Source organism: Deinococcus carri (assembly GCF_039545055.1).
GTDB lineage: Bacteria > Deinococcota > Deinococci > Deinococcales > Deinococcaceae > Deinococcus > Deinococcus carri.
Map to the genome: position 1 here is coordinate 34,771 of NZ_BAABRP010000004.1, position 18,805 is coordinate 53,575.

Sequence of the window (18,805 nt, forward strand, 5' to 3'; positions counted from 1 at the left end):
GGTCGTTCACTCCGTCCGCCGCGTACCATCTTGCGAAGGCACAACGTGAACCCCGATCTTTCCCTCTCTTTCCAGCCCGGTGCCCAGACCCTCCTTGACGGTCTGCTCGACCCGCTGTTCGTGGTGGACGGCCAGTGGCGCTACACCTATGTCAATCCACCGGCCGCCGCACTGGTGGGCCGGCCGCCGGAGGACCTGCTGGGACGGGTCCTCTGGTCCTGTTTTCCGGGTATGCGGCCGGGGGCGCTCGACCCTGACCTGGAAAGCGAGTTCCGCCGGGTGATGCAGACACGGCAGGGGCAGCAGTTCGAGCTGTCGTCCCCGGCCCTGGCGCTGTGGGCAGAGGTGTGGGCCTTTCCGCAGGGAGACGGCCTCGCCGTTCATTTTCGGAACGTCCGGGAGAGCAAGCTGACCGAGGCCCGCCGCGGGGCACTGCTGGAGATGACGTTGACCCTCGCCTCGGCAGGCTGCGCGCAGGACGCGGTGCAGGCGGTGCTGCGGCTGAGCGAGGCCGCGCTGGGGGCCAGCGGCGGAACCGTGTGGCGGCAGGAGGAGGATGGGCTGGTTCCCTGGCAGAGTGTGGGAGACGGGGAGTGGCCCGCCCAGGCTCCCCCGCTCGCCGGGGTGCTGGCGCAGCCGGACGGCCTGTTTCTGCCCCTGGGAACGCTGACGCTCGCGGCCGTGCCCCTGGGCCTGGGAGAGCAGGCGTATGGCGTGTTGACCCTGCGCTTCGGCGGTGGGTGGCCCCTGGGCGCGGCGGAACGGGGCTTTGTGCGGCTCCTGGCCGCCCAGCTTGCCCAGACGCTGGACCGACTTCAGGCGGCCGAGACGAGCGCGCGGGCGCTGGCCGAGCTGGGGCAGGAACGGGCGCGGCTCTCGGCCATCCTCGACCAGCTTCCCGCCGCCGTGTGGATCGCGGAACTGCCGGAGGGCCGCATCATCACGGGGAACCGGGCGATCGAGCGGATTCTGGGGGTGCCGTTCGTCGCCAGCCAGGGCATCGGCGAGTACAGCGAGTATCTGGGCTTTCACCCGGACGGACGGCGCTACCAGGGCCACGAATGGCCGCTGGCACGCACGGTCCTCACCGGCGAGTGCGTCGAGAACGAGGAAATCGAGATGCAGCGCGTGGATGGCACCCGCAGCTTCGTGCAGTATTCCTCGGCGCTCATCCGCGACGAGCGGGGCGACCCCGACCTCGCCGTGGTGACGGGCGTGGACGTGTCCGAACTGCGGGAGCTGCGGCACCGCCTGGAACAGCGGGTGGAGACGCGCACCCGCGACCTGCTGCGGCGCAACGAGGAGCTGGCGGCCGAGACGGCGGCCCTCCAGGCCTTTGCCAACTTTACCGAGCTGGTGGGGCAGGAGACGGAGCGCGGCGTGCTGACGCGGGCGGCGGCGAGCGTGCTGCAACACGCCCTGGGTGAGGGCAGCACCGGATATTACGAACGCGCGGGCGACCTCTGGAAGCAGGGACCCTGGGCGGGCGACATGACCCCCGGCACCCTGGCGGCGGCACAGGAGGGCTTCCCGGCCGAGCTGCCGCTGTTTGCCCAGCCCGCCACCACCCAGCAGCCGCTGTTCGTGGAGGACTGGCGTTCGTCCGATCATGCGCTGGCCCCCCATACACCGGAATACGGGGCCATCGGCATCTATCCCGTGACGGTGCAGGGCCACACCGTGGGGCAGCTCGCGGCGGGCCTGCGCGAGAAGACGCGCTGGAACGAGCGCGACCGGGCCGTGTTCCGCGCGGTGGGGCGCGCCCTGAGCCTCGCGGCGGAGCGGGTGGAACTGGCCCAGATGCTGAGCGTGCAAAAGGATGAGCTGGCCGCCCGCACCAGCGCCCTGGAAGCCTTTGCGGAACTGGGCCGCGACCTGGGTCTGCACAGCGACCCCCAGCGGTTGGTGCGCCGCGCCCAGGAAATCCTGCTGGCCCGCCTGCCCGCCGGATACGCGCTCTACAGCGAACCCGAGGAGGACAGCTGGCACGTCCGGGCGCAGGTGGGTGAGCTGGGGAGCGCCGCGTGGCAGGCCGAGGTGGAGGCCGGTCTGCCCGCCGACACCCCCCACCTCGCTGTCCCCTGGCAGAGTGGGGAGCCGCTGTACCAGACCGCCGGGGAGGAGCCGGGGCTGGACACGCTTCCGCATATCGCTGCCAGGGCGGCCCTGCCCGTGCGGGTCGGGGGCGCGCCGCGCGGCGTACTGGTGGTCGCGCTGTTCCGGCAGGAGGCAGGCGGGGCGCGGCCCTGGACCCGGACCGAGCGGGTCATTCTCGAAACGGTGACGCAGAGCCTGGGGCTGGCGCTGGAGCGGGCCGAGGGCCAGCGGGCACTGGCGGCCCAGCAGCGGCAACTGGAACAGGCCAACCACGACCTCGAAGCCTTCGCCTCCACCGTCTCGCACGACCTGCGCGCCCCGGTGCGCCACATGGGCAGCTTCGCGGGAATGCTGCGCCGGGTGGTCCCAGAAGACGCCCGCGCCCTGCGCTACGTGGACGTGATCGAGCAGAGCGCCGCGCGAATGAACACCCTGATCGAGAGCCTCCTGACCTTTGCCCGCCTGGGCACCGGGGAACTCCAGAAGACCGACGTGTCCCTGAACGCTCTGGTGGAGGCGGTCCGGGCCGAGCTGGCCTCCGAGACGGGCGAGCGGCAGATCGACTGGCGGGTGGGGCCGCTCCCGGTCGTGCGGGGCGACGTGACCCTGCTGCGGCAGGTGGTCCAGAACCTGCTGGGCAACGCCGTGAAGTACTCGCGCACCCGCGACACGGCGGTCCTTGAGGTCTGGGGCGAAACGGCCGGACACGAACACCGCATTCACGTCCGCGACAACGGGGTGGGCTTCGAGCCGGCGCAGCACGAGCGCCTCTTCGAGATTTTCAAGCGCCTGCACCGCCCCGAGGATTTCGAGGGCGAGGGGGTCGGCCTCGCCAGTGTCCAGCGCATCGTGGCCCGGCACGGCGGGCGCGTCTGGGCCGAGGGCCGCCCCAGCGAGGGCGCGACCTTCACCTTCACGCTTCCGGTGGCGTAGGAACCTACTCCTCCGCGTCCGGCCCGCCGGGCAGCAGGAGGGCGCGGGCGGTCATCTCGTCGGTGATGAGGGTGTTCATCAGGCGGCCGGCCAGGGCGGCACGCAGGGCCGCGACCTTGCCCCGCCCGCTGGCGACGCAGATCGCGTGCGGGGCCTGCTGCATCAGGCTGAGGGGAGGACCGCTGGCGCGCTCGTTGAGCGGAATCGCACCGTAGCTGCCGTCGGCCCGGTAGAACACGGTGGCGATGTCGCCCACCACGCCCTCGGCGTCGAGCTGGGCCAGGTCGGCCGGGTCGAGCGCGCCCGAGACGTACACGTGGCTGGGGTGGTGCGCCTCCCGGCTGCCGACCGAGTACAGCAGCACGTCGGCGCGGGCTTGCAGGTCCAGCACGTGCCTCACGCTGCGCTCGCGCCACATCGCCCGCTTGGTGGCCGGGTCGTCGAAAAAGGTGGGGACGGGAAACAGGTGCGCTCGGCCCGCGTAGTTGCGGGCAAAGCGGGTGATGGTATCGGTCACGAAGCCGCTCATGAAGTCCAGCGCGCTGGCGCTGCCGTTGAGCTGCACGAAGTCCAGGTTGCTGATGCGCCGGGGCTGGAGGGCACGCGACACGGCGTCGAGGGTGTTGCCCCAGGCCAGGCCGACCGTCTGGCCTGGCCGCAGCACACTGCCCAGCAGGCTGGCGGTGGCAATCGCCACCCGCTCCAGCCAGGCGTCCTCGGGGCTGCCCGCCGGCACGCTCACGACGTGGGCGCGCAGGAAGGGATAGCGCGCCTGCAAGCGCGCCTCCAGACTCTGGGGATGGGCCTGGGGGTCGTGAATCCGAATCTCGACCAGGCCAGTACGCCGCGCGAGCGTCAGCAGGCGGCTGACCTTGGGCCGCGACAGGTTCAGTTCCCGCGCGATGGCGTCGGTGGTCAGGCCCTGGTGGTAGTACAGGCGGGCCACCTGAACGGCCTGCGCGGCCTGATCGTCGGTTACGGCATCGGTCACGGCACTCAGCATACGGCGGACGACCCCACCCGGAGTCTGAACATCTGTTCGCTCCCCCTTGACAATTGTTCACCGGCTTCCGAAGATAGGCGCACCGACAATTCGGTGCAGAGCGGTGCCGACGGGCTGGTGTGCGGAGGGGTCACGGGACCTGTCCTGCGCGGCCACGACCGGGGCGACCGGAAGGGGGAGTATGAAATTCAGTGTCGGTCAGGAGTTCATGGCGGAATTGCTGGGCACCATGGTGCTGATTCTCTTTGGAGTAGGCGTGGTGGCGATGGTGGTCATCTTTGCCAGCACCAACCCGCCGATTGCGGGCCAGGTCGTCAACGGCGGCTACACCAACATCACACTGGGGTGGGGCTTCGCGGTGCTGATGGGCATTTTTATCGCGGGCACCATCAGCGGCGCGCACCTCAACCCGGCCGTGACCATCGCGCTGGCGGCCACCGGGCGCTTTCCCTGGGCCAAGGTGCTGCCCTACATCGTCGCGCAGTTTATCGGCGCGTTTCTGGGCGCGGCTATCGTGTTCGCCGTGTACCACGCCAAATGGCTGGGCTTCGACCCCGAACTCTCCCGCACCGCCGGAGTCTTCAGCACCTTTCCGGCGGTGCCCGGCTTCTGGCCCGGCTTCATCGATCAGGTGGTGGGCACCGCGCTGCTGATGGGCCTGATCCTCGCCATCGGGGACAAGCTGAACAACGCGGCGGGGGCCGCCTGGGGCGGTCTGGCGGTCGCCTTTGTCGTGATGGCGATCGGCATGAGCTTCGGCGGCATGCACGGCTACGCCATCAACCCGGCGCGTGACCTGGGGCCGCGCCTCTTCAGCGTGGTGGCGGGCTTCAAGAACAACGGCCTGACCGACGGCAGCGGGATCTGGATCGTGCCCGTGGTCGGCCCCATCGTGGGGGCCATCGTGGGGGCCTTCATCTACGACCTCTTCATCGGCCGGCCTCTGGCCCGCGCCGGGGAAGCCGCCCAGGGTGAGCAGGGCGTGGACCCGGCCTTCAACCTGGAACAGCAGCGCTGAAATGGGTCCAGGCGTCTCACCGTCAAACGGTCTGACGGCCCACGCCCCCCCCGAAGGAGAAAGCATGACCCAGTACATCCTCGCCCTCGACCAGGGCACTACCAGCAGCCGGGCCATCGTGTTCGATCAGGGCGGCAACATCCGCTCCGTGGCCCAGAAGGAGTTCCGGCAGTACTTTCCGCGGCCCGGCTGGGTGGAACATGACGCCAGCGAAATCTGGAGCACCCAGAGCGGGGTGGCGCAGGAAGCCATCACCCGCGCGGGCCTGCGGGCGGGCGACATCGCCGCCATCGGCATCACCAACCAGCGCGAGACGGTGGTGGTCTGGGACCGGCAGACGGGCCAGCCGATTCACCACGCGATCGTCTGGCAGGACCGCCGCACCGCGGGCTTCTGCGACAGCCTGCGGGCGCAGGGCCTGGAGGCCACCTTTCAGCAGAAGACCGGCCTGATCATCGACGCCTACTTCAGCGGCACCAAGGTGCGCTGGCTGCTCGACAACGTGGAGGGCGCGCGGGAGCGGGCCGAAAAGGGCGAGCTGGCCTTCGGGACCATCGACTCGTGGCTGGTCTACAACCTGACCGGGGGCGAACTGCACATCACCGACGCGACCAACGCCAGCCGCACCCTGCTCTACAACATCCACACCGGCGACTGGGACGACGAACTGCTCCAGATCCTGGGCGTGCCGCGCGCCCTGCTGCCCGAGGTCCGCAACAGCAGCGAGGTCTACGGCGAGACGGCGGAAGGCCTCCTGGGCAGCCGCATTCCCATCGCGGGGATCGCGGGGGACCAGCAGGCGGCCACCTTCGGGCAGGCCTGCCTGGAACGCGGCATGGCGAAAAACACCTACGGCACCGGCTGCTTCATGCTGATGAACACGGCAGGCGAGGCGGTGCCCAGCGGCAACAAGCTGCTGACGACCGTCGCGTGGCAGCTTCAGGGCCAGCGCACCTACGCCCTGGAAGGCAGCGTGTTCGTGGCGGGCGCGGTGGTGCAGTGGCTGCGCGACGGCCTGGGCATCATCCGCTCCAGCAGTGAGGTGGAGGCGCTGGCAACCAGCGTGGACTCGTCGGAAGGGGTATTTCTGGTGCCCGCCTTCGTGGGGCTGGGGGCACCGTACTGGGACAGCTACGCGCGCGGCACCATCGTCGGCCTGACGCGCGGCACCACCAGCGCGCACATCGCCCGCGCGGCGCTGGAAGCCATCGCCTACCAGTCGGCCGAGCTGCTGACCGCCATGCAGCAGGACAGCGGCGCACCCCTGACCGAACTGCGCGTGGACGGCGGCGCGAGCAACAACAACCTGATGATGCAGTTCCAGGCCGACATCCTGGGCGTGCCGGTCGTGCGCCCCAAGGTCACCGAGACGACCGCGCTGGGGGCCGCCTACCTGGCCGGGCTGGCGGTGGGCTACTGGGCCGGGCCAGAGGCCATCACCGAGCAGTGGCAGGTCGACCGCACCTTCGAGCCGCAGATGCCGGAGGCCGAGCGCGAGCGCCTGATGGCCCGCTGGCGCAGGGCCGTCGAGCGCAGCCGCGCCTGGGAGGAGGCCGAGGAGGCGCAGGCCTAGCCTGCTTCCCCGCCCCGCAGACGCGCCCGGAGACCCCTGCTTCCGGGCGCGTCTGCTCTGCCTCCCAGGGGCAAGGCCCGAGCCAACCGTGTGCCCCACTGCTGAACATTCGTTCAGGATGTGCGAACATCTGTTCAGAGCGCTGTCTTCTCCCCTCCCCTCTTTCCCGAAAGGATCACCCATGCCTCAAGACCCCCGCTCCTCCCGTCTGGCCGCCGCCACCTCGCCCGAACCCTGGGACGTTCTCGTGATCGGGGGGGGTGCGTCGGGGCTGGGGACCGCCGTGGAGGCGGCCACGCGCGGCCACCGCACCCTGCTGCTGGAAGGCCACGACTACGCCAAGGGCACCAGCAGCCGCAGCACCAAGCTCGTGCACGGCGGCGTGCGGTATCTGGCCCAGGGCAACGTGTCGCTGGTGCGCGAGGCGCTGCACGAGCGCGGGCTGCTGCGCAAGAATGCCCCGCACCTCGTCCGCGACCTGGGCTTCGTGGTGCCCGCCTACGAGTGGTGGGCGGGGCCGTTCTACGGCATCGGCCTGAAGCTGTACGACATCCTGGCCGGCAAACTGAACCTGGGCAGCAGCAAGTACCTCAGCCGGGAGGCGGCGCTGGAGCGCACCCCCACCCTCCAGCCGGAAGGGTTGATGGGCGGCATCCTGTACTTCGACGGCCAGTTCGACGACGCCCGCCTCGCCATCACGCTGCTGCGGACGCTGGAGGATCACGGCGGCGTGGCGCTGAACTACGCGCCGGTCGTGGGCCTGCTCAAGGAGGACGGGCGGGTCGTGGGTGCCCGTTTCCGCGACCTGGAAACCGGCCAGGAACACGAGGTCCGTGCCCGCGCCGTGGTGAACGCGACCGGGGTCTGGGTGGACGACATCCGCCGCATGGAGGACCCGGCGGCCAAACCGATGCTCTCGCCCAGCCAGGGGGCGCACGTGGTGGTGGACCGGCGTTTCCTACCCGGTGACAGCGCCATCATGATCCCGCGCACCGACGACGGGCGCGTGCTGTTCGCGGTCCCCTGGCACGACCACGTGGTGATCGGCACCACCGATACCGCCGTGCCCGGCACCAGCTTCGAGCCGCGCCCACTGGAGGAGGAAATCGAGTTCATCCTGGGGACCGCCGGGCGGTACATGAATCCGGCCCCGACGCGGGCGGACGTGCTGAGTGCCTATGCCGGGCTGCGGCCCCTGGTCAGCAACGAGAAGACGGACGGCGTGGGTTCGACGGCGTCGCTCTCGCGCGACCACGTCATCCGCATCTCGCCGGGCGGCCTGATCACCCTGACGGGCGGCAAGTGGACCACCTACCGCCGCATGGGCGAGGACACCGTGAACCGCGCCGAGCATCTGGCGGGCCTGCCCGAGCGCCTGACCATCACGCCGGGGCTGCACCTGCACGGCTGGTCGGAAGAACCCCGCGAGGACCACTGGAAGGTCTACGGGACCGACGCCGAGCGGATTCAGGCCCTCTCCGGTGCCGATATCCGGCTGCACCCCGAGCTGCCCTACACCGAGGCCGAACTGCGCTGGGGCGTGCGCCACGAGGAGGCCCGCACCGTCGAGGACCTGCTGGCCCGCCGCACCCGCGCCCTGCTGCTCAACGCCCGCGCCAGCATCGAGGCCGCTCCCCGCGCCGCCGCCATCCTGGCCGAGGAACTGGGGAAGGACGAGGCCTGGGCGCGGGCGCAGGTGCAGGCGTACCGGGACCTGGCGCAGGGCTATCTGCTCTGAGCGCGTGTCCGGGGGGAGGGCCTGCTCCCCCACCTCTACCCCTCTCCCCCACCAGGAGAGGGGCTTTTTGCTGCCGGGAGCGGTCTTTCTGAATGGCCGGCCGCCCGACCGGAGAGTGTGTCGCCGCCTCTCGCTCGCCACGACCCCGTATGCTTTGCTTCTCGCCTCGCCCGGATGATTCCGGCGACTTCCCGCAATCTGTTACCGACCCCAGGCAGGACAGGTGAAGCATGTACAAGGCAGAGTTTCTGAAACCGGATGGCCGCGCCCTCACCCTCTACGGCACCGCGCCCGTCACGGTCAGCGGTCCCATTCCCAGCCCCGGTGACGCGGTGGAGGCCCGCCCGCAGATGCGCTGGCATCCGCTGCGCGGCGAGTGGGTGATGTACGCGGCACACCGCCTGAACCGCACCTTCCTGCCGCCGCCCGAGTACAACCCGCTGGCCCCCACCCACGACCCCGAACATCCCACCGAACTGCCGCAGGGCGACTACGACATCGCCGTGTTCGACAACCGCTTTCCCAGTCTGACGCTGGACGCGCCCACGCCGGACCCGGTGCCCGGCACCGATGTGCGGGCGGGTATCGGCAAGTGCGAGGTCGTGGTCTTCAGCCAGAACCCGACCGGCACGCTGGGCGGGCTGCCCGCCGAACAGGTGCGGCTGCTGCTGGACGTGTGGGCCGACCGGACCACCGAACTGGGGCGCGACCCGCGGCTGAAGTACGTGCTGCCCTTCGAGAACCGCGGCGTGGAGGTGGGCGTCACCCTGCAACACCCGCACGGGCAGATTTACGCCTACGACCACCTCCCCCCCGTGCAGGAGCGGGCGCTCGCGCAGATGCGGGCGTATCACGAGCAACATGGGCGGCCCTGGCTGGAAGACTTCGTGCGCCAGGAACGGGAAGCGGGGCTGCGGCTGGTGCGCGACGGAGGAGAGGCGCTGAGCGTGGTCCCGCCCTTCGCGCGCTTCACCTACGAGACGTGGGTGCTGCCCACCCGCGCCGTCTCGCTGCTGTCCGAGCTGGAAGGCGGCGAGCGGGACGCGCTGGCGGCGGCCCTTAAGGACGCGCTGCTGCGGCTGGACGCCCTTTTCGGGGTGCGGATGCCCTACCTGCTGACCGTGCAGCAGGCCCCGGTGGACGGCCAGGCCTACCCCGAGTGGCCGCTGCGCATCGAACTCTCGCCCTACCTGCGCGCGCCGGGCCGCATGAAGTACCTGGCCGGAACCGAGCAGGGCGCGGGCGAGTTCGTGAACGACGCCCTGCCCGAGCAGAAGGCCGCCGAACTGCGGGAGGTGAAGTATGAAACCCATTCCGATTAGAGCATTTGTCCGAATTACGCCCTTGGAGGAAAAGTGCCTCCAACGGCTCCATTCTCCCAAACGCTCTCCTTATTTCGCTCGCTCCGCTCGGTCAAAAAGAAGGTCTCTTTTTGACAAATGTTCTAAAAGGTGTCGCCGACACCTTGAAATCCGACCAGCGGGAGCAGGAAAGAAGACTGACTCCGGGAAATGGATGAACATCCGGCGCTTTCCCGGATGGTCAGGAATTGGACGGAGACCGTATGACGGGCAGTGAGGCGGGCAGCACCACCTTCGCGGACCTGTTCGGCCGCTCCCCCGAGGTCACGGCGCAGGCCCCCGGCCGGGTCAACCTGCTGGGCGAACACACCGACTACCAGGGCGGCTTCGTGCTGCCGAGCGCGATTCCGCAGCACACCGTGGTGGCCCTGGGACGCAGCGGCGGCGAGCGGCACCGCCTCTATTCGGTCAACTACGGGCAGATGCTGGAGGTGACGCCAGGCGAGACGGGCACAGAGTTCGCGCCCTACGTGACCGGCTGCCTGGCGCTGACGGGCGTGCCCGACGTGCTGGACGTGTGGATCAGCTCGGATGTGCCCTCCGGCGGCCTCAGCAGCAGCGCAGCGCTCGAAATTGCCACCCTGCGCGCGCTGCGGGAGCTGTACGCCCTGCCGCTGAGCGACGTGGATCTGGCCCTGCTGGGGCAGCGGGTCGAACACGAGTTCGTGGGGGTCAAGAGCGGCATCATGGACCAGATGGCGAGCAGCCTGGCCGACACGCGGCACATGCTGTTTCTGGACACGCGCACGCTGGAGCGGCGCAAGCTGCCCCTCCCGGCGGGCGGCGAGGTGCTGGTGCTGGACAGCGGGGTGCCCCGCCGCCTCGCGGAGAGCGGCTACAACACCCGCCGCGCCGAGGTGGAGGAGGCCGCCCGGCTGCTGGGCGTGCCCGAGCTGCGGGACGTGGCCGACGTGGAGGCACTGGCGGACCTGCCGGAACTGCTCCTGCGCCGCGCCCGCCACGTGGTGAGCGAGAATGCCCGCGTGCTGCGCGCGCTGGACGCCCCCGCGCCCCTCTTCGGGGAGCTGATGAACGCCTCGCACGCCAGCCTGCAAAGCGACTACGAGGTGACGGTGCCGCGCGTGGACGAACTGGTGGCGCTGCTCCAGGCCCACCCCGACGTGTACGGTGCCCGAATGACCGGCGCGGGCTTCGGCGGGGCGGTGGTGGCCCTGGCGCGGACGGATACGGCCCAGCGGGTGGCGCGGGACGTGCTGGCGCAGTACGGCCCGGATGGAAAGCAGGTGGTGCCGCAGCCCTGAAGGGCTGGGGCTGGAGACGACCGCTTCCGGCCTCCCAGGGCATTTGACGTAAAAAGAACCCCTCTCCCCTTGCTTCGCAAGGCCCTCTCTGCTCCGCAGCTCTACGAGTCCCGCGAGGGGAGAGGGTCAAAAAAAGCAGCCATCTTTACGACAAATGCTCTGGGCAGCAACTCCACTTCACGCCGCCCTTATCACGGTTTCTCACTTCGTTCGGCCCAGAAAGGTTGCCGAACCTTTCTGGGCACCGCCCTCACCCACCCCACCCGCCCGGCGCTGGCGGAAGGCCGCGCGCCTGCGTTTGTCGGCGTACATGCGCTCGTCGGCCAGGGCGACGGCGGCCTGGGCGTCCGTGACCTCCGCGGGCCACAGGGCGATGCCGAAGGAGGCCCCCACCTCCTGAAAACCGGCGCTGCGGGCGGCACTGACCGCCACGTCGAGCGCCTGCAAGACCTCGTCGTGCAGCGGGGGCGGCTGGGACGCTTCCGGGTACAGCGCGACGAACTCGTCGCCCCCCAGTCGGTACAGGGTGGCCTCTGCGGGAAGTTCCGCCGCCAGGGCACCCGCGAACAGGCGCAGCAGCACGTCGCCGCGCAGGTGGCCTTCCCGGTCGTTGACCTGCTTGAACCCGTCGAGGTCGAGCACCGCCAGGCCCCCGCCCGCAGGGGCGGTCAGCAGGGCCGCTTCCAGGGCGCGGCGATTGCCCAGGCCGGTCAGGGGGTCACGGGTGGCCTCGTGGGCCAGCCGCTGCTCACGCTCTTGGCGCAGCAGCGCCCCGGCCACCGTACGGGTCGCCACCTGGTACAGGTCGTGGTCGGCGCGGCTCCAGGATTTCGCGGTGCGGCGCACGGCGGCCAGCAGGTATTGCGTGTCCTCGAAGGTGCCCAGCGAGGCCAGCACGGCTCCCCGCAGCCCGGCCCGGGCCAGCTCGGGACGCGCGCCGGGCTGCGCCGGATAGTCCTCCACGAACCAGGGCACCTCGCGGTCCCGCACCTGCCAGATCAGGCCCTCCCCATCTGCGGCCGGACGCAGCAGGTGGGCCAGCAGGTCCGGCGGCACCTCCGGGCCGCGCCAGGCCGTCTGCACCTGGAGCCTGCCCTCCCGCAGCACCCCCACCCCGGCCCAGTCGAGCTGGCTGACCTGCGCGACAAGCTGCACCGCTGTTCCCACCAGCTCGGGGGGGTCCAGGTTAAGGTCGATGAGGGCGGAGATGGCCGCCAGCGTCTCGGCGTAGGCAGTGGTGCGGCGCAGCTCCTCGACCAGTTGTTGCCGTGCCCGCGCCTCGCGTTCGGCTTCCAGTCTGGCCCGGCGCAGTTCCAGGCCCTCGACCGCCAGGGCCGCCAGGTTCACCAGCGCCTCCCGCTCCACGGCGCTGACTTCGGCGCGGGGGGCGTAGTCCAGCACGCACAGCGTCCCGATGTTGAATCCCTCGGGCGTCCGCAGGGGCGCGCCCGCGTAGAAGCGGTAGCCGCCCGGCGCGCGCACCAGCGGGTTACTCAGAAAGCGGCTGTCGCGTGTCAGGTCGGGGGCGACCAGCACACTGTCCTGCTCGATGGTGCGCGCGCAGAACGAGAGCTGACGGTCCACGCGGGTCAGGTCCACACCCACGCAGGCCTTGCTCCAGGTGCTGTCACTTGTCACGAAATTCAGCAGCGCGACCGGGGCGCGAAAGATCTGCGCGGCCAGTTCCGCCACCCGGCGAAACGACGCTTCCGGCACGCCCTCGACGATGGCGTAGCGGGCCAGCGCCTCCAGGCGGGCCAGTTCGGTGGGGGCGGGCAGCACCGTCATGCTGCCTCCACGTTAGCCGGGACGGCCCCTCCGGATTCTTACAGCGCTCCGCCCCGGCGCGGCGGCAGGAACTCGAAGACGTGCCCTTCCGGGTCGCGCACGGCCAGCCGGCCTTCCTCCAGCACATGCGGCAGCCCCTCTTTCCGCACCCGTTCCAGCACCGCCTCCATGTCCGCGTAGAACTGCACCAGCGCGTGGTCGCCGCCGAACATGTCAGCCAGCCCCACCTGGGGGTCCCAGGCGTACAGCCAGCGCCGGGGGGTGCCATTGCCGTCCGGCTCGGGGCCGGGGCCGAGGGTGAACTGCGCGAAGTCGCGGTCCTCCTGCTCCTTGGCGTAGGCAAAGCCGTAGGCACGGGGCAGGCGCTCCTTCATCGCCGCGTAGTCCCCGAAGGCCAGGGCCACCTCGCGCAGCCCCATCACGGGGAGGGCGTGAGCGGGGCGGGACGCGGGGGTGGGCGGGTAGGTCGGCTGGCGCTCGTCGAGCAGGTCCACGCCGCGCAGCTCCAGCCCGTGCCCGAAGGGGTCGAAGAAGTACACGGTGGGGTCGGGCCGCTCGGGCGTGCCCAGGTCGATCTCGGTCCAGGGCAGGCCCTGTTCGTCCAGCAGCGCCTTGCTGCGTTCCAGGTCGCCGGGCTGAATCTGCCAGGCGTAGTGCAGGTGCGAGGCCCCGCGCGCCCGCAGCGGCGCGAGGCGGGGGTCGTTCGCCTGCCGCGTGAGTGGCTTCCAGAGCGTCAGGGTCTGGGCATCGTTGACCCGGAAGTGGGCCACGCCCCGTTCCTCGTCGTGGGCCAGCAGGTCCAGGCCCAGCACCTGCTCGTAAAAACGGACACCGCGCGGCAGGTGGTTGACTTCCAGCGTGATCCCGGCGAGATCGAGAATGGGCGAGGGCATGTGCCCAGGCTAAGGGGCCAGCCCCGGCCGCCGCGCCCGGCACAGATGAAGGCGAGTGAAGCGTTGGGCCGCCCGCTTCCGCTACTCTTCTAGACATGGCAGAAGGCCCAGACATGGCAGCGCAGGAGCGCCCCGACGAGCAGGTCCATTCCCCCGAGCAGGCGCAACTGGACTTCCGGCAGCGCCTCAGCTACGGCGACTACCTGCAAACGGACGTGCTGCTGAGTGCCCACCGGCCCATCACCGGGGCGCACGACGAACACCTCTTCATCACGGTGCATCACGTCTCCGAGCTGTGGCTGGGGCTGATCATCCGCGAGCTGGGGGCCGCGATGGCGCTGCTCTCGCAGGGCGTGACCGACACGCCGCTGAAGATGCTCTCGCGGGTGGTGCGGGCGCAGCAGCAGCTCACGGCGGCCTGGGAGGTGCTCAAGACCATGACGCCCGCCGACTACCTGGCGTTCCGGGGCGCATTCGGCGAGGCGTCGGGCTTCCAGTCGGCGCAGTACCGCATGGTCGAGGTGCTGCTGGGCAACCGCAATCCCACGCTGCTGCGGCCCCATGAACACCGCCCGGACCTGCACGGCCCCCTGCTGGCGGCGCTGCACGCGCCCAGCGTGTACGACCTGACGCTGCGCCTGCTCGCCGCGCGTGGCCTGCCCATCCCGCCCGAGGTGCTGGAACGGGACTTCACCCAGCCGCCCCAGGAGAACGCGGCGGTGCTGGACGCCTGGCTGACCGTCTACCGCGACCCCGACCGGTACTGGGACCTGTACGAACTGGCCGAGAAGCTGCTGGACGTGGAGGACAACTTCCGCGCCTGGCGCTTCAACCACCTCACCACGGTGGAGCGCACCATCGGCTTCAAGACCGGCAGCGGCGGCACCAGCGGGGCGGGTTACCTGCGGCGGGCGCTGGGGATCGTGCTGTTTCCGGAGCTGTGGCAGGTGCGGACGGCGTTGTAGGAGCGATCAGCTTCCAGCGGCCAGCGGCCAGCAAAAAGCCCCGGCGCTGTGGCCGGGGCAGAGGGAGAGGGGGTGTGGGGCGGCTCAGCCGGCGGGCGTCGCCTCGGGCTGGGTTGCCGCGCCCGTGAGTTTGCGGTAGGTCGTCAGGGCCTGCGCGACCACCTGATCCATGTTGTAGTAGCGGTAGGTGGCGAGGCGGCCCACGAAGGTCACGTCGGGGCGGGCGTCGGCCAGGACGGCGTACTTCTTGTACAGTTCCTGGTTTTCGGGGCGGGGCACCGGGTAGTAGGGGTCGCCCTCGGCGCGGGGGTACTCGTACACCACGGAGGTCTGCGGGTGCTGCTGCCCGGTGATGTACTTGAACTCGCTGATGCGGGTGTAGCCGTAGTCGTTAGGGTAGTTCACCGTGCCGGTCGGCTGGAACTGCTCGCGGGCGTGCGTCTCGTGGACGAACTCCAGGCTGCGGTAGGGCAGCTTGCCGTAGCAGTAGTCGAAAAAGGCATCCACCGGCCCGGTGTAGATCATGTGGCGGTAGGGGATGAAGTCCGCGATCTCGCGGTAGTCGGTGTTCAGCATCACCTTGATGTTCGGGTGCGCAAGCATGTTCTCGAACATCCGGGTGTAGCCGTGCAGCGGCATCGCCTGGTAGGTGTCGGCAAAGTAGCGGTCGTCGCGGTTGGTGCGGGTGGGCACGCGCGCCGTCACACTGGCGTCGAGTTCGCTGGGGTCCAGGCCCCACTGCTTGCGGGTGTAGCCCCGGAAGAACTTGTTGTAGAGGTCGCGCCCCACCTTGCTCACCACCACGTCTTCCGACGTGCGAACCTGATCCACCTTTTCCGCGACCGAGGCGAAGAAGTCCTCGACCTGGAAGGAGGTGAGGTTCAGGCCGTACAGCCGGTTGACGGTGTCGAGGTTGATCGGGATGGGCAGCAGCTGGCCGTCCACACTTGCCAGCACGCGGTGCTCGTAGGGCCGCCACTCGGTGAAGCGCGAGAGGTAGTCGAACACTTCCCTGGAGTTGGTGTGGAAGATATGCGGGCCGTAGGGGTGAATCAGGATGCCCGCGTCGTCGTAGCGGTCGTAGGCGTTGCCGGCGATATGGGGGCGGCGGTCCACGATCAGGACACGCTTGCCGTCACTGGCGAGGCGCTCCGCCAGTACGCTGCCCGCAAAGCCCGCGCCCACAATCAGGTAGTCGAAGCCGGAAGAGGAATCGGTCATCGGTTCCAGCATAGAGCCGGTGTCCCGAGGGCCGGACTGGAGGGGTTCAGTCATCGGCCACCCCGGCCAGCGGCAGCGCGCTGCGTTCGGTGGCAGCCCGCTCGATCAGGGCGCTCATGTCGGCCCAGGTCCGGTCCCAGGAGAGGGTGGAGAGGTGGGCGTCGGCCCGCTCGCGGCGGTCTTCTCCCGCCGGGGTGTGCCGCTCGGCCAGGGCCGCCGCGCAGGCCGCCTCGAAGGCGTCTGCGCCATCGGCAATCCGGACCAGATCGCGCTCGCCGTAGGGGCGAATCACGTCGCGGATACCGGTCGAAACCACCGGTACCCCCGCCGCCAGGTACTCGGGCGTCTTGGTGGGGCTGATGAACTCGGTCGCCTCGTTCAGCGCGAAGGGCAGCAGCGCCACGTCCCAGTGGGCCAGGTAGGCGGGCAGGTCGCGGTAGCTCTTCATGCCCAGGTAGTGCAGGTTCTCGCCGCGCGGCAGGTCGGCCGGGTCGATCTTGACCACCGGGCCGAGCAGCACGAACTGCCACTCCGGACGGCGGCGGGCCAGTTCCCCGATAAGCTCGATATCGAAGCGCTCGTCAATCACGCCATAAAAACCCAGGCGCGGGCGGGGCAATTCGGCCTGATCCACCGGGTCGGCCAGACCCGCGCGGGCCTGCGCGAAGTGCGCGGTGTCCACGCTCGACGGGAAGGGATAGGCCCCCGCGTGCCGCTCGCGCTTGGCCTCGTAGAGCCGGTGGCCGCCGGTAAAGACCAGATCGGCCTGCCCGAACAGCTGCTCTTCCCGTTCGCGGAGCTGGGGCGGCGCACCCTTGAAGTTGGCGAGTTCATCCATGCAGTCGTAGACAGTGACGCGCGGATGCAGGCCCGCCGTCACGGGCAGTTCCATCGGGGTATAAACCCACAGGTCGTACTCGACCAGCCCTTCGGACTGCACCAGCCCGGCCAGCAGGCGCGCGGTGCTGGCCTGGGACTGTTCGGGGGTGCGGCCCTCCTCGATGTGGGGCGTGACCACCATCACGCCGCTGTCGTCCCGCCGGACCTCCAGATGGTCGCCCAGGTGCTCGGCAGACGGCACGAACTGGGGTTCCTCAATGTAGTACACGGGCCGGGTCCGGGCCGCGCGGGTCATCAGATGCTGCGGGCGCTGAAACACGAAATCCCAGCGTAGATGCGACAGCACCAGCAGGGCCGGTGTGGCCGCTTCGCCCACCGGCTTCCAAGCAAAATCGATACGTTTCAAGGTCTGTTCCCTCCCCCAGGGTTCAAATAACGAGAGTGTCGGCCATTCCCCCCGACACTGAAACGAAAAGTGGTTCTCTGATTGAGCCAGGCGGCGAGGCCTGGGAGGTCAGCGGGTTGTACCCCAGTCGAGCAGCAGGTCAGGACGCTCCTGGGAACGCCCGTAGTCTAGCGTCAGCCTCTGGCGCTGCTCCTGAACAATCCTGAAGCTATCCCAAGATAAAACTTCATATACTCGTCTAACTTCTCTCACCATTGGGTCAGGCTGACCCGACAGTCAATTTGTGAAGAAAGGGAAGTCTCTCTTTCCAAGCCATACAGTACCGGACTGCCTGCTCAGGGCACCAGTTCGGGGACAGACGGGTCCACGTCAAGCCGCGCGAGCTGGTGCTGCGCCGCGCGCAGTTCGGACAGCAGGGCGGGGTCGGCCTCCCGGTGGCCCTGGCGGTCGGGATAATCCCACAGGCCGTTGTGACAGTGCCGGTCGTCGTCCCAGCCGGGGTGGTTGACCACCGGATAGAGGCAGACGCCGTGGAGAGGGATGCCCGCCGCCCGTGCCGCCAGCGCCTCACGGGACACCATCCGGAACCAGGCCGGGCGCTCCTCGTCCTCGGTGCCGGTTTCGGCGATCAGGAGGGGACGGTGGTAGCGGGCGGCCACCTCGGCCAGCAGCTGCCGCAGCGGCCGGTAGGCGGGGTGGTCGTAGGGCACGCGCTCGCGGCCTTCGCGCTGCGGGTGGTGACGCCACTGGTTGTAGGGATAGAAGTTCAGGCCAATCACGTCCAGATAGCGCGCGGCCCCTCCCAGCTCGGGGTGCAGGCGGCCCGCCAGCATGTCCAGCGCCTCGAACTGCGCCTCGTTTTCCTGGCGGGCGGCGGCCGCCTCCCAGGGCCGCTCGGGATGGGCCGTCACGTGCAGCAGCGGCTCGGCGTGCAGGAAACGGGCGTCCGGACAGACCTCGCGCACGGCGTCCACCGCGCAGATCGCGGCGCGGACCAGTTGCCGCTTGAGGACCATGCCCCGACCCCGTTCGAAGGGATTGAGATAAGCCACCTCTCCCCCGCCCCAGGCCAGGAAGGAGATCTCGTTCACGGGGCACAGCCACAGCGGCCCGTCCGTCTCCGGGGCGAGGGCCAGCGCCGCCGCGCGGGCAAAGCGGGCGAAGACCTCGGGGAAGTCGGGGGCAAACAGGTCCACGTGGTCGGGCGTGCCGTAGTGCAGCAGGTCCCACACCACCTGCACGCCCGCCGCGCGCGCGGCCCGCACCTGCGACCCCACCGAGCCGAAGTCGTACACACCGGGCTGTTCCTCGATGCGGTGCCAGCGCAGACCGTCGCGCGCCGCCAGCAGGCCCTCGGCGGCCAGGCGGGCGTAGTCCTGTGCGGCAAAGCGGTCATGGCCGGTCGCATCGATCACGTCCACCCGGCGGCCCGAGGGACGGCGGTGCGAGGAACACTCGAACCCCCCCAGAAAGAAGGACCGGAAGGGCGAAGGCGCTTCCTTCCCCAGCGCCTTCTCTGCCCCCAGCGGCGGCCCGCCCGGCACCGTTCCGGGCCATGTCGGCACGTTTCCCCTCCCCTGTGCTTCCGTCATCCCCGAACCATAGCTACCCGGTGACAGGCCCAGATGCGTCTCCTAGACGATGCCCTGAGAGTTTCTTTACACAGACGTGTCCTTTTCGCCTAGGGGCGTGCCCCCCATTCCGGCC

General features: G+C 69.8%; 13 protein-coding genes. 7 read left to right on the forward strand and 6 right to left on the reverse strand.

Annotation, left to right across the window (positions count from 1 at the left end; genetic code table 11):
* Positions 1-45 precede the first annotated feature (45 nt).
* The gene (locus tag ABEA67_RS07605) at positions 46-3,030 is read left to right on the forward strand and encodes an ATP-binding protein (RefSeq protein WP_345463290.1); all 2,985 of its coding nucleotides are present in this window, start codon (positions 46-48) and stop codon (positions 3,028-3,030) included.
* A 4-nt stretch (positions 3,031-3,034) separates the two neighbouring features.
* On the opposite strand, the gene ABEA67_RS07610 is transcribed toward ABEA67_RS07605, so the two are convergent.
* Entirely contained in the window at positions 3,035-4,021 is a 987-nt protein-coding gene (locus tag ABEA67_RS07610) for a sugar-binding transcriptional regulator (protein WP_345463293.1), read from the reverse strand.
* A gap of 193 nt (positions 4,022-4,214) precedes the next feature.
* Between ABEA67_RS07610 and ABEA67_RS07615 the strand changes: the two genes are divergently transcribed.
* The 5 genes from ABEA67_RS07615 to galK all read left to right on the forward strand — a co-directional run bounded on the left by ABEA67_RS07615 (position 4,215) and on the right by galK (position 10,985).
* Positions 4,215-5,051, forward strand: coding sequence for an MIP/aquaporin family protein (locus tag ABEA67_RS07615; RefSeq protein ID WP_345463295.1), 837 nt, complete (start codon positions 4,215-4,217; stop codon positions 5,049-5,051).
* A gap of 64 nt (positions 5,052-5,115) precedes the next feature.
* Entirely contained in the window at positions 5,116-6,624 is a 1,509-nt protein-coding gene (gene glpK, locus ABEA67_RS07620) for a glycerol kinase GlpK (protein WP_345463297.1), read from the forward strand.
* A 181-nt stretch (positions 6,625-6,805) separates the two neighbouring features.
* The gene (locus ABEA67_RS07625; RefSeq protein WP_345463300.1) at positions 6,806-8,362 is read left to right on the forward strand and encodes a glycerol-3-phosphate dehydrogenase/oxidase; all 1,557 of its coding nucleotides are present in this window, start codon (positions 6,806-6,808) and stop codon (positions 8,360-8,362) included.
* Positions 8,363-8,592: 230 nt separating this feature from the next.
* Positions 8,593-9,684 carry a galactose-1-phosphate uridylyltransferase gene (galT, locus tag ABEA67_RS07630; protein ID WP_345463303.1) on the forward strand — a complete coding sequence of 364 codons (1,092 nt, stop codon included), beginning with the start codon at positions 8,593-8,595 and terminating at the stop codon, positions 9,682-9,684.
* Positions 9,685-9,926: 242 nt separating this feature from the next.
* Positions 9,927-10,985, forward strand: coding sequence for a galactokinase (galK, locus tag ABEA67_RS07635; RefSeq protein WP_345463306.1), 1,059 nt, complete (start codon positions 9,927-9,929; stop codon positions 10,983-10,985).
* Between the two features lie 201 nt (positions 10,986-11,186).
* Here the strand turns inward: galK and ABEA67_RS07640 are convergent, their stop codons facing one another.
* Together ABEA67_RS07640 and ABEA67_RS07645 are read right to left on the reverse strand one after the other, a co-directional pair.
* Positions 11,187-12,773: a sensor domain-containing diguanylate cyclase gene (locus ABEA67_RS07640; protein ID WP_345463309.1), complete on the reverse strand. Its 1,587-nt coding sequence runs from the start codon at positions 12,771-12,773 to the stop codon at positions 11,187-11,189.
* 38 nt (positions 12,774-12,811) lie between these two features.
* The gene (locus ABEA67_RS07645) at positions 12,812-13,666 is read right to left on the reverse strand and encodes a VOC family protein (RefSeq protein ID WP_345463311.1); all 855 of its coding nucleotides are present in this window, start codon (positions 13,664-13,666) and stop codon (positions 12,812-12,814) included.
* A gap of 95 nt (positions 13,667-13,761) precedes the next feature.
* Between ABEA67_RS07645 and ABEA67_RS07650 the strand changes: the two genes are divergently transcribed.
* On the forward strand, positions 13,762-14,631 hold the full coding sequence (locus ABEA67_RS07650; protein ID WP_345463314.1) for a tryptophan 2,3-dioxygenase: 870 nt from the start codon (positions 13,762-13,764) through the stop codon (positions 14,629-14,631).
* Positions 14,632-14,715: 84 nt separating this feature from the next.
* On the opposite strand, the gene glf is transcribed toward ABEA67_RS07650, so the two are convergent.
* From glf to ABEA67_RS07665, 3 genes are all read right to left on the reverse strand, one after another.
* On the reverse strand, positions 14,716-15,852 hold the full coding sequence (gene glf, locus ABEA67_RS07655) for a UDP-galactopyranose mutase (RefSeq protein WP_345463317.1): 1,137 nt from the start codon (positions 15,850-15,852) through the stop codon (positions 14,716-14,718).
* Positions 15,853-15,898: 46 nt separating this feature from the next.
* Positions 15,899-17,098, reverse strand: a complete 1,200-nt coding sequence (locus ABEA67_RS07660) for a glycosyltransferase family 1 protein (protein WP_345463320.1) — start codon at positions 17,096-17,098, stop codon at positions 15,899-15,901.
* Between the two features lie 335 nt (positions 17,099-17,433).
* Entirely contained in the window at positions 17,434-18,663 is a 1,230-nt protein-coding gene (locus ABEA67_RS07665) for a beta-glucosidase (protein WP_345463323.1), read from the reverse strand.
* Positions 18,664-18,805 lie beyond the last annotated feature (142 nt).

Bases quoted from the DNA above. Each gene is read 5' to 3' on its own strand.
- ABEA67_RS07615 (WP_345463295.1), top strand. From the start codon at position 4,215: ATGAAATTCAGTGTCGGTCAGGAGTTCATGGCGGAATTGCTGGGCACC.
- glpK (WP_345463297.1), top strand. From the start codon at position 5,116: ATGACCCAGTACATCCTCGCCCTCGACCAGGGCACTACCAGCAGCCGG.
- ABEA67_RS07625 (WP_345463300.1), top strand. From the start codon at position 6,806: ATGCCTCAAGACCCCCGCTCCTCCCGTCTGGCCGCCGCCACCTCGCCC.
- galT (WP_345463303.1), top strand. From the start codon at position 8,593: ATGTACAAGGCAGAGTTTCTGAAACCGGATGGCCGCGCCCTCACCCTC.
- galK (WP_345463306.1), top strand. From the start codon at position 9,927: ATGACGGGCAGTGAGGCGGGCAGCACCACCTTCGCGGACCTGTTCGGC.
- ABEA67_RS07640 (WP_345463309.1), bottom strand. From the start codon at position 12,773: ATGACGGTGCTGCCCGCCCCCACCGAACTGGCCCGCCTGGAGGCGCTG.
- ABEA67_RS07645 (WP_345463311.1), bottom strand. From the start codon at position 13,666: ATGCCCTCGCCCATTCTCGATCTCGCCGGGATCACGCTGGAAGTCAAC.
- ABEA67_RS07650 (WP_345463314.1), top strand. From the start codon at position 13,762: ATGGCAGAAGGCCCAGACATGGCAGCGCAGGAGCGCCCCGACGAGCAG.
- glf (WP_345463317.1), bottom strand. From the start codon at position 15,852: ATGACCGATTCCTCTTCCGGCTTCGACTACCTGATTGTGGGCGCGGGC.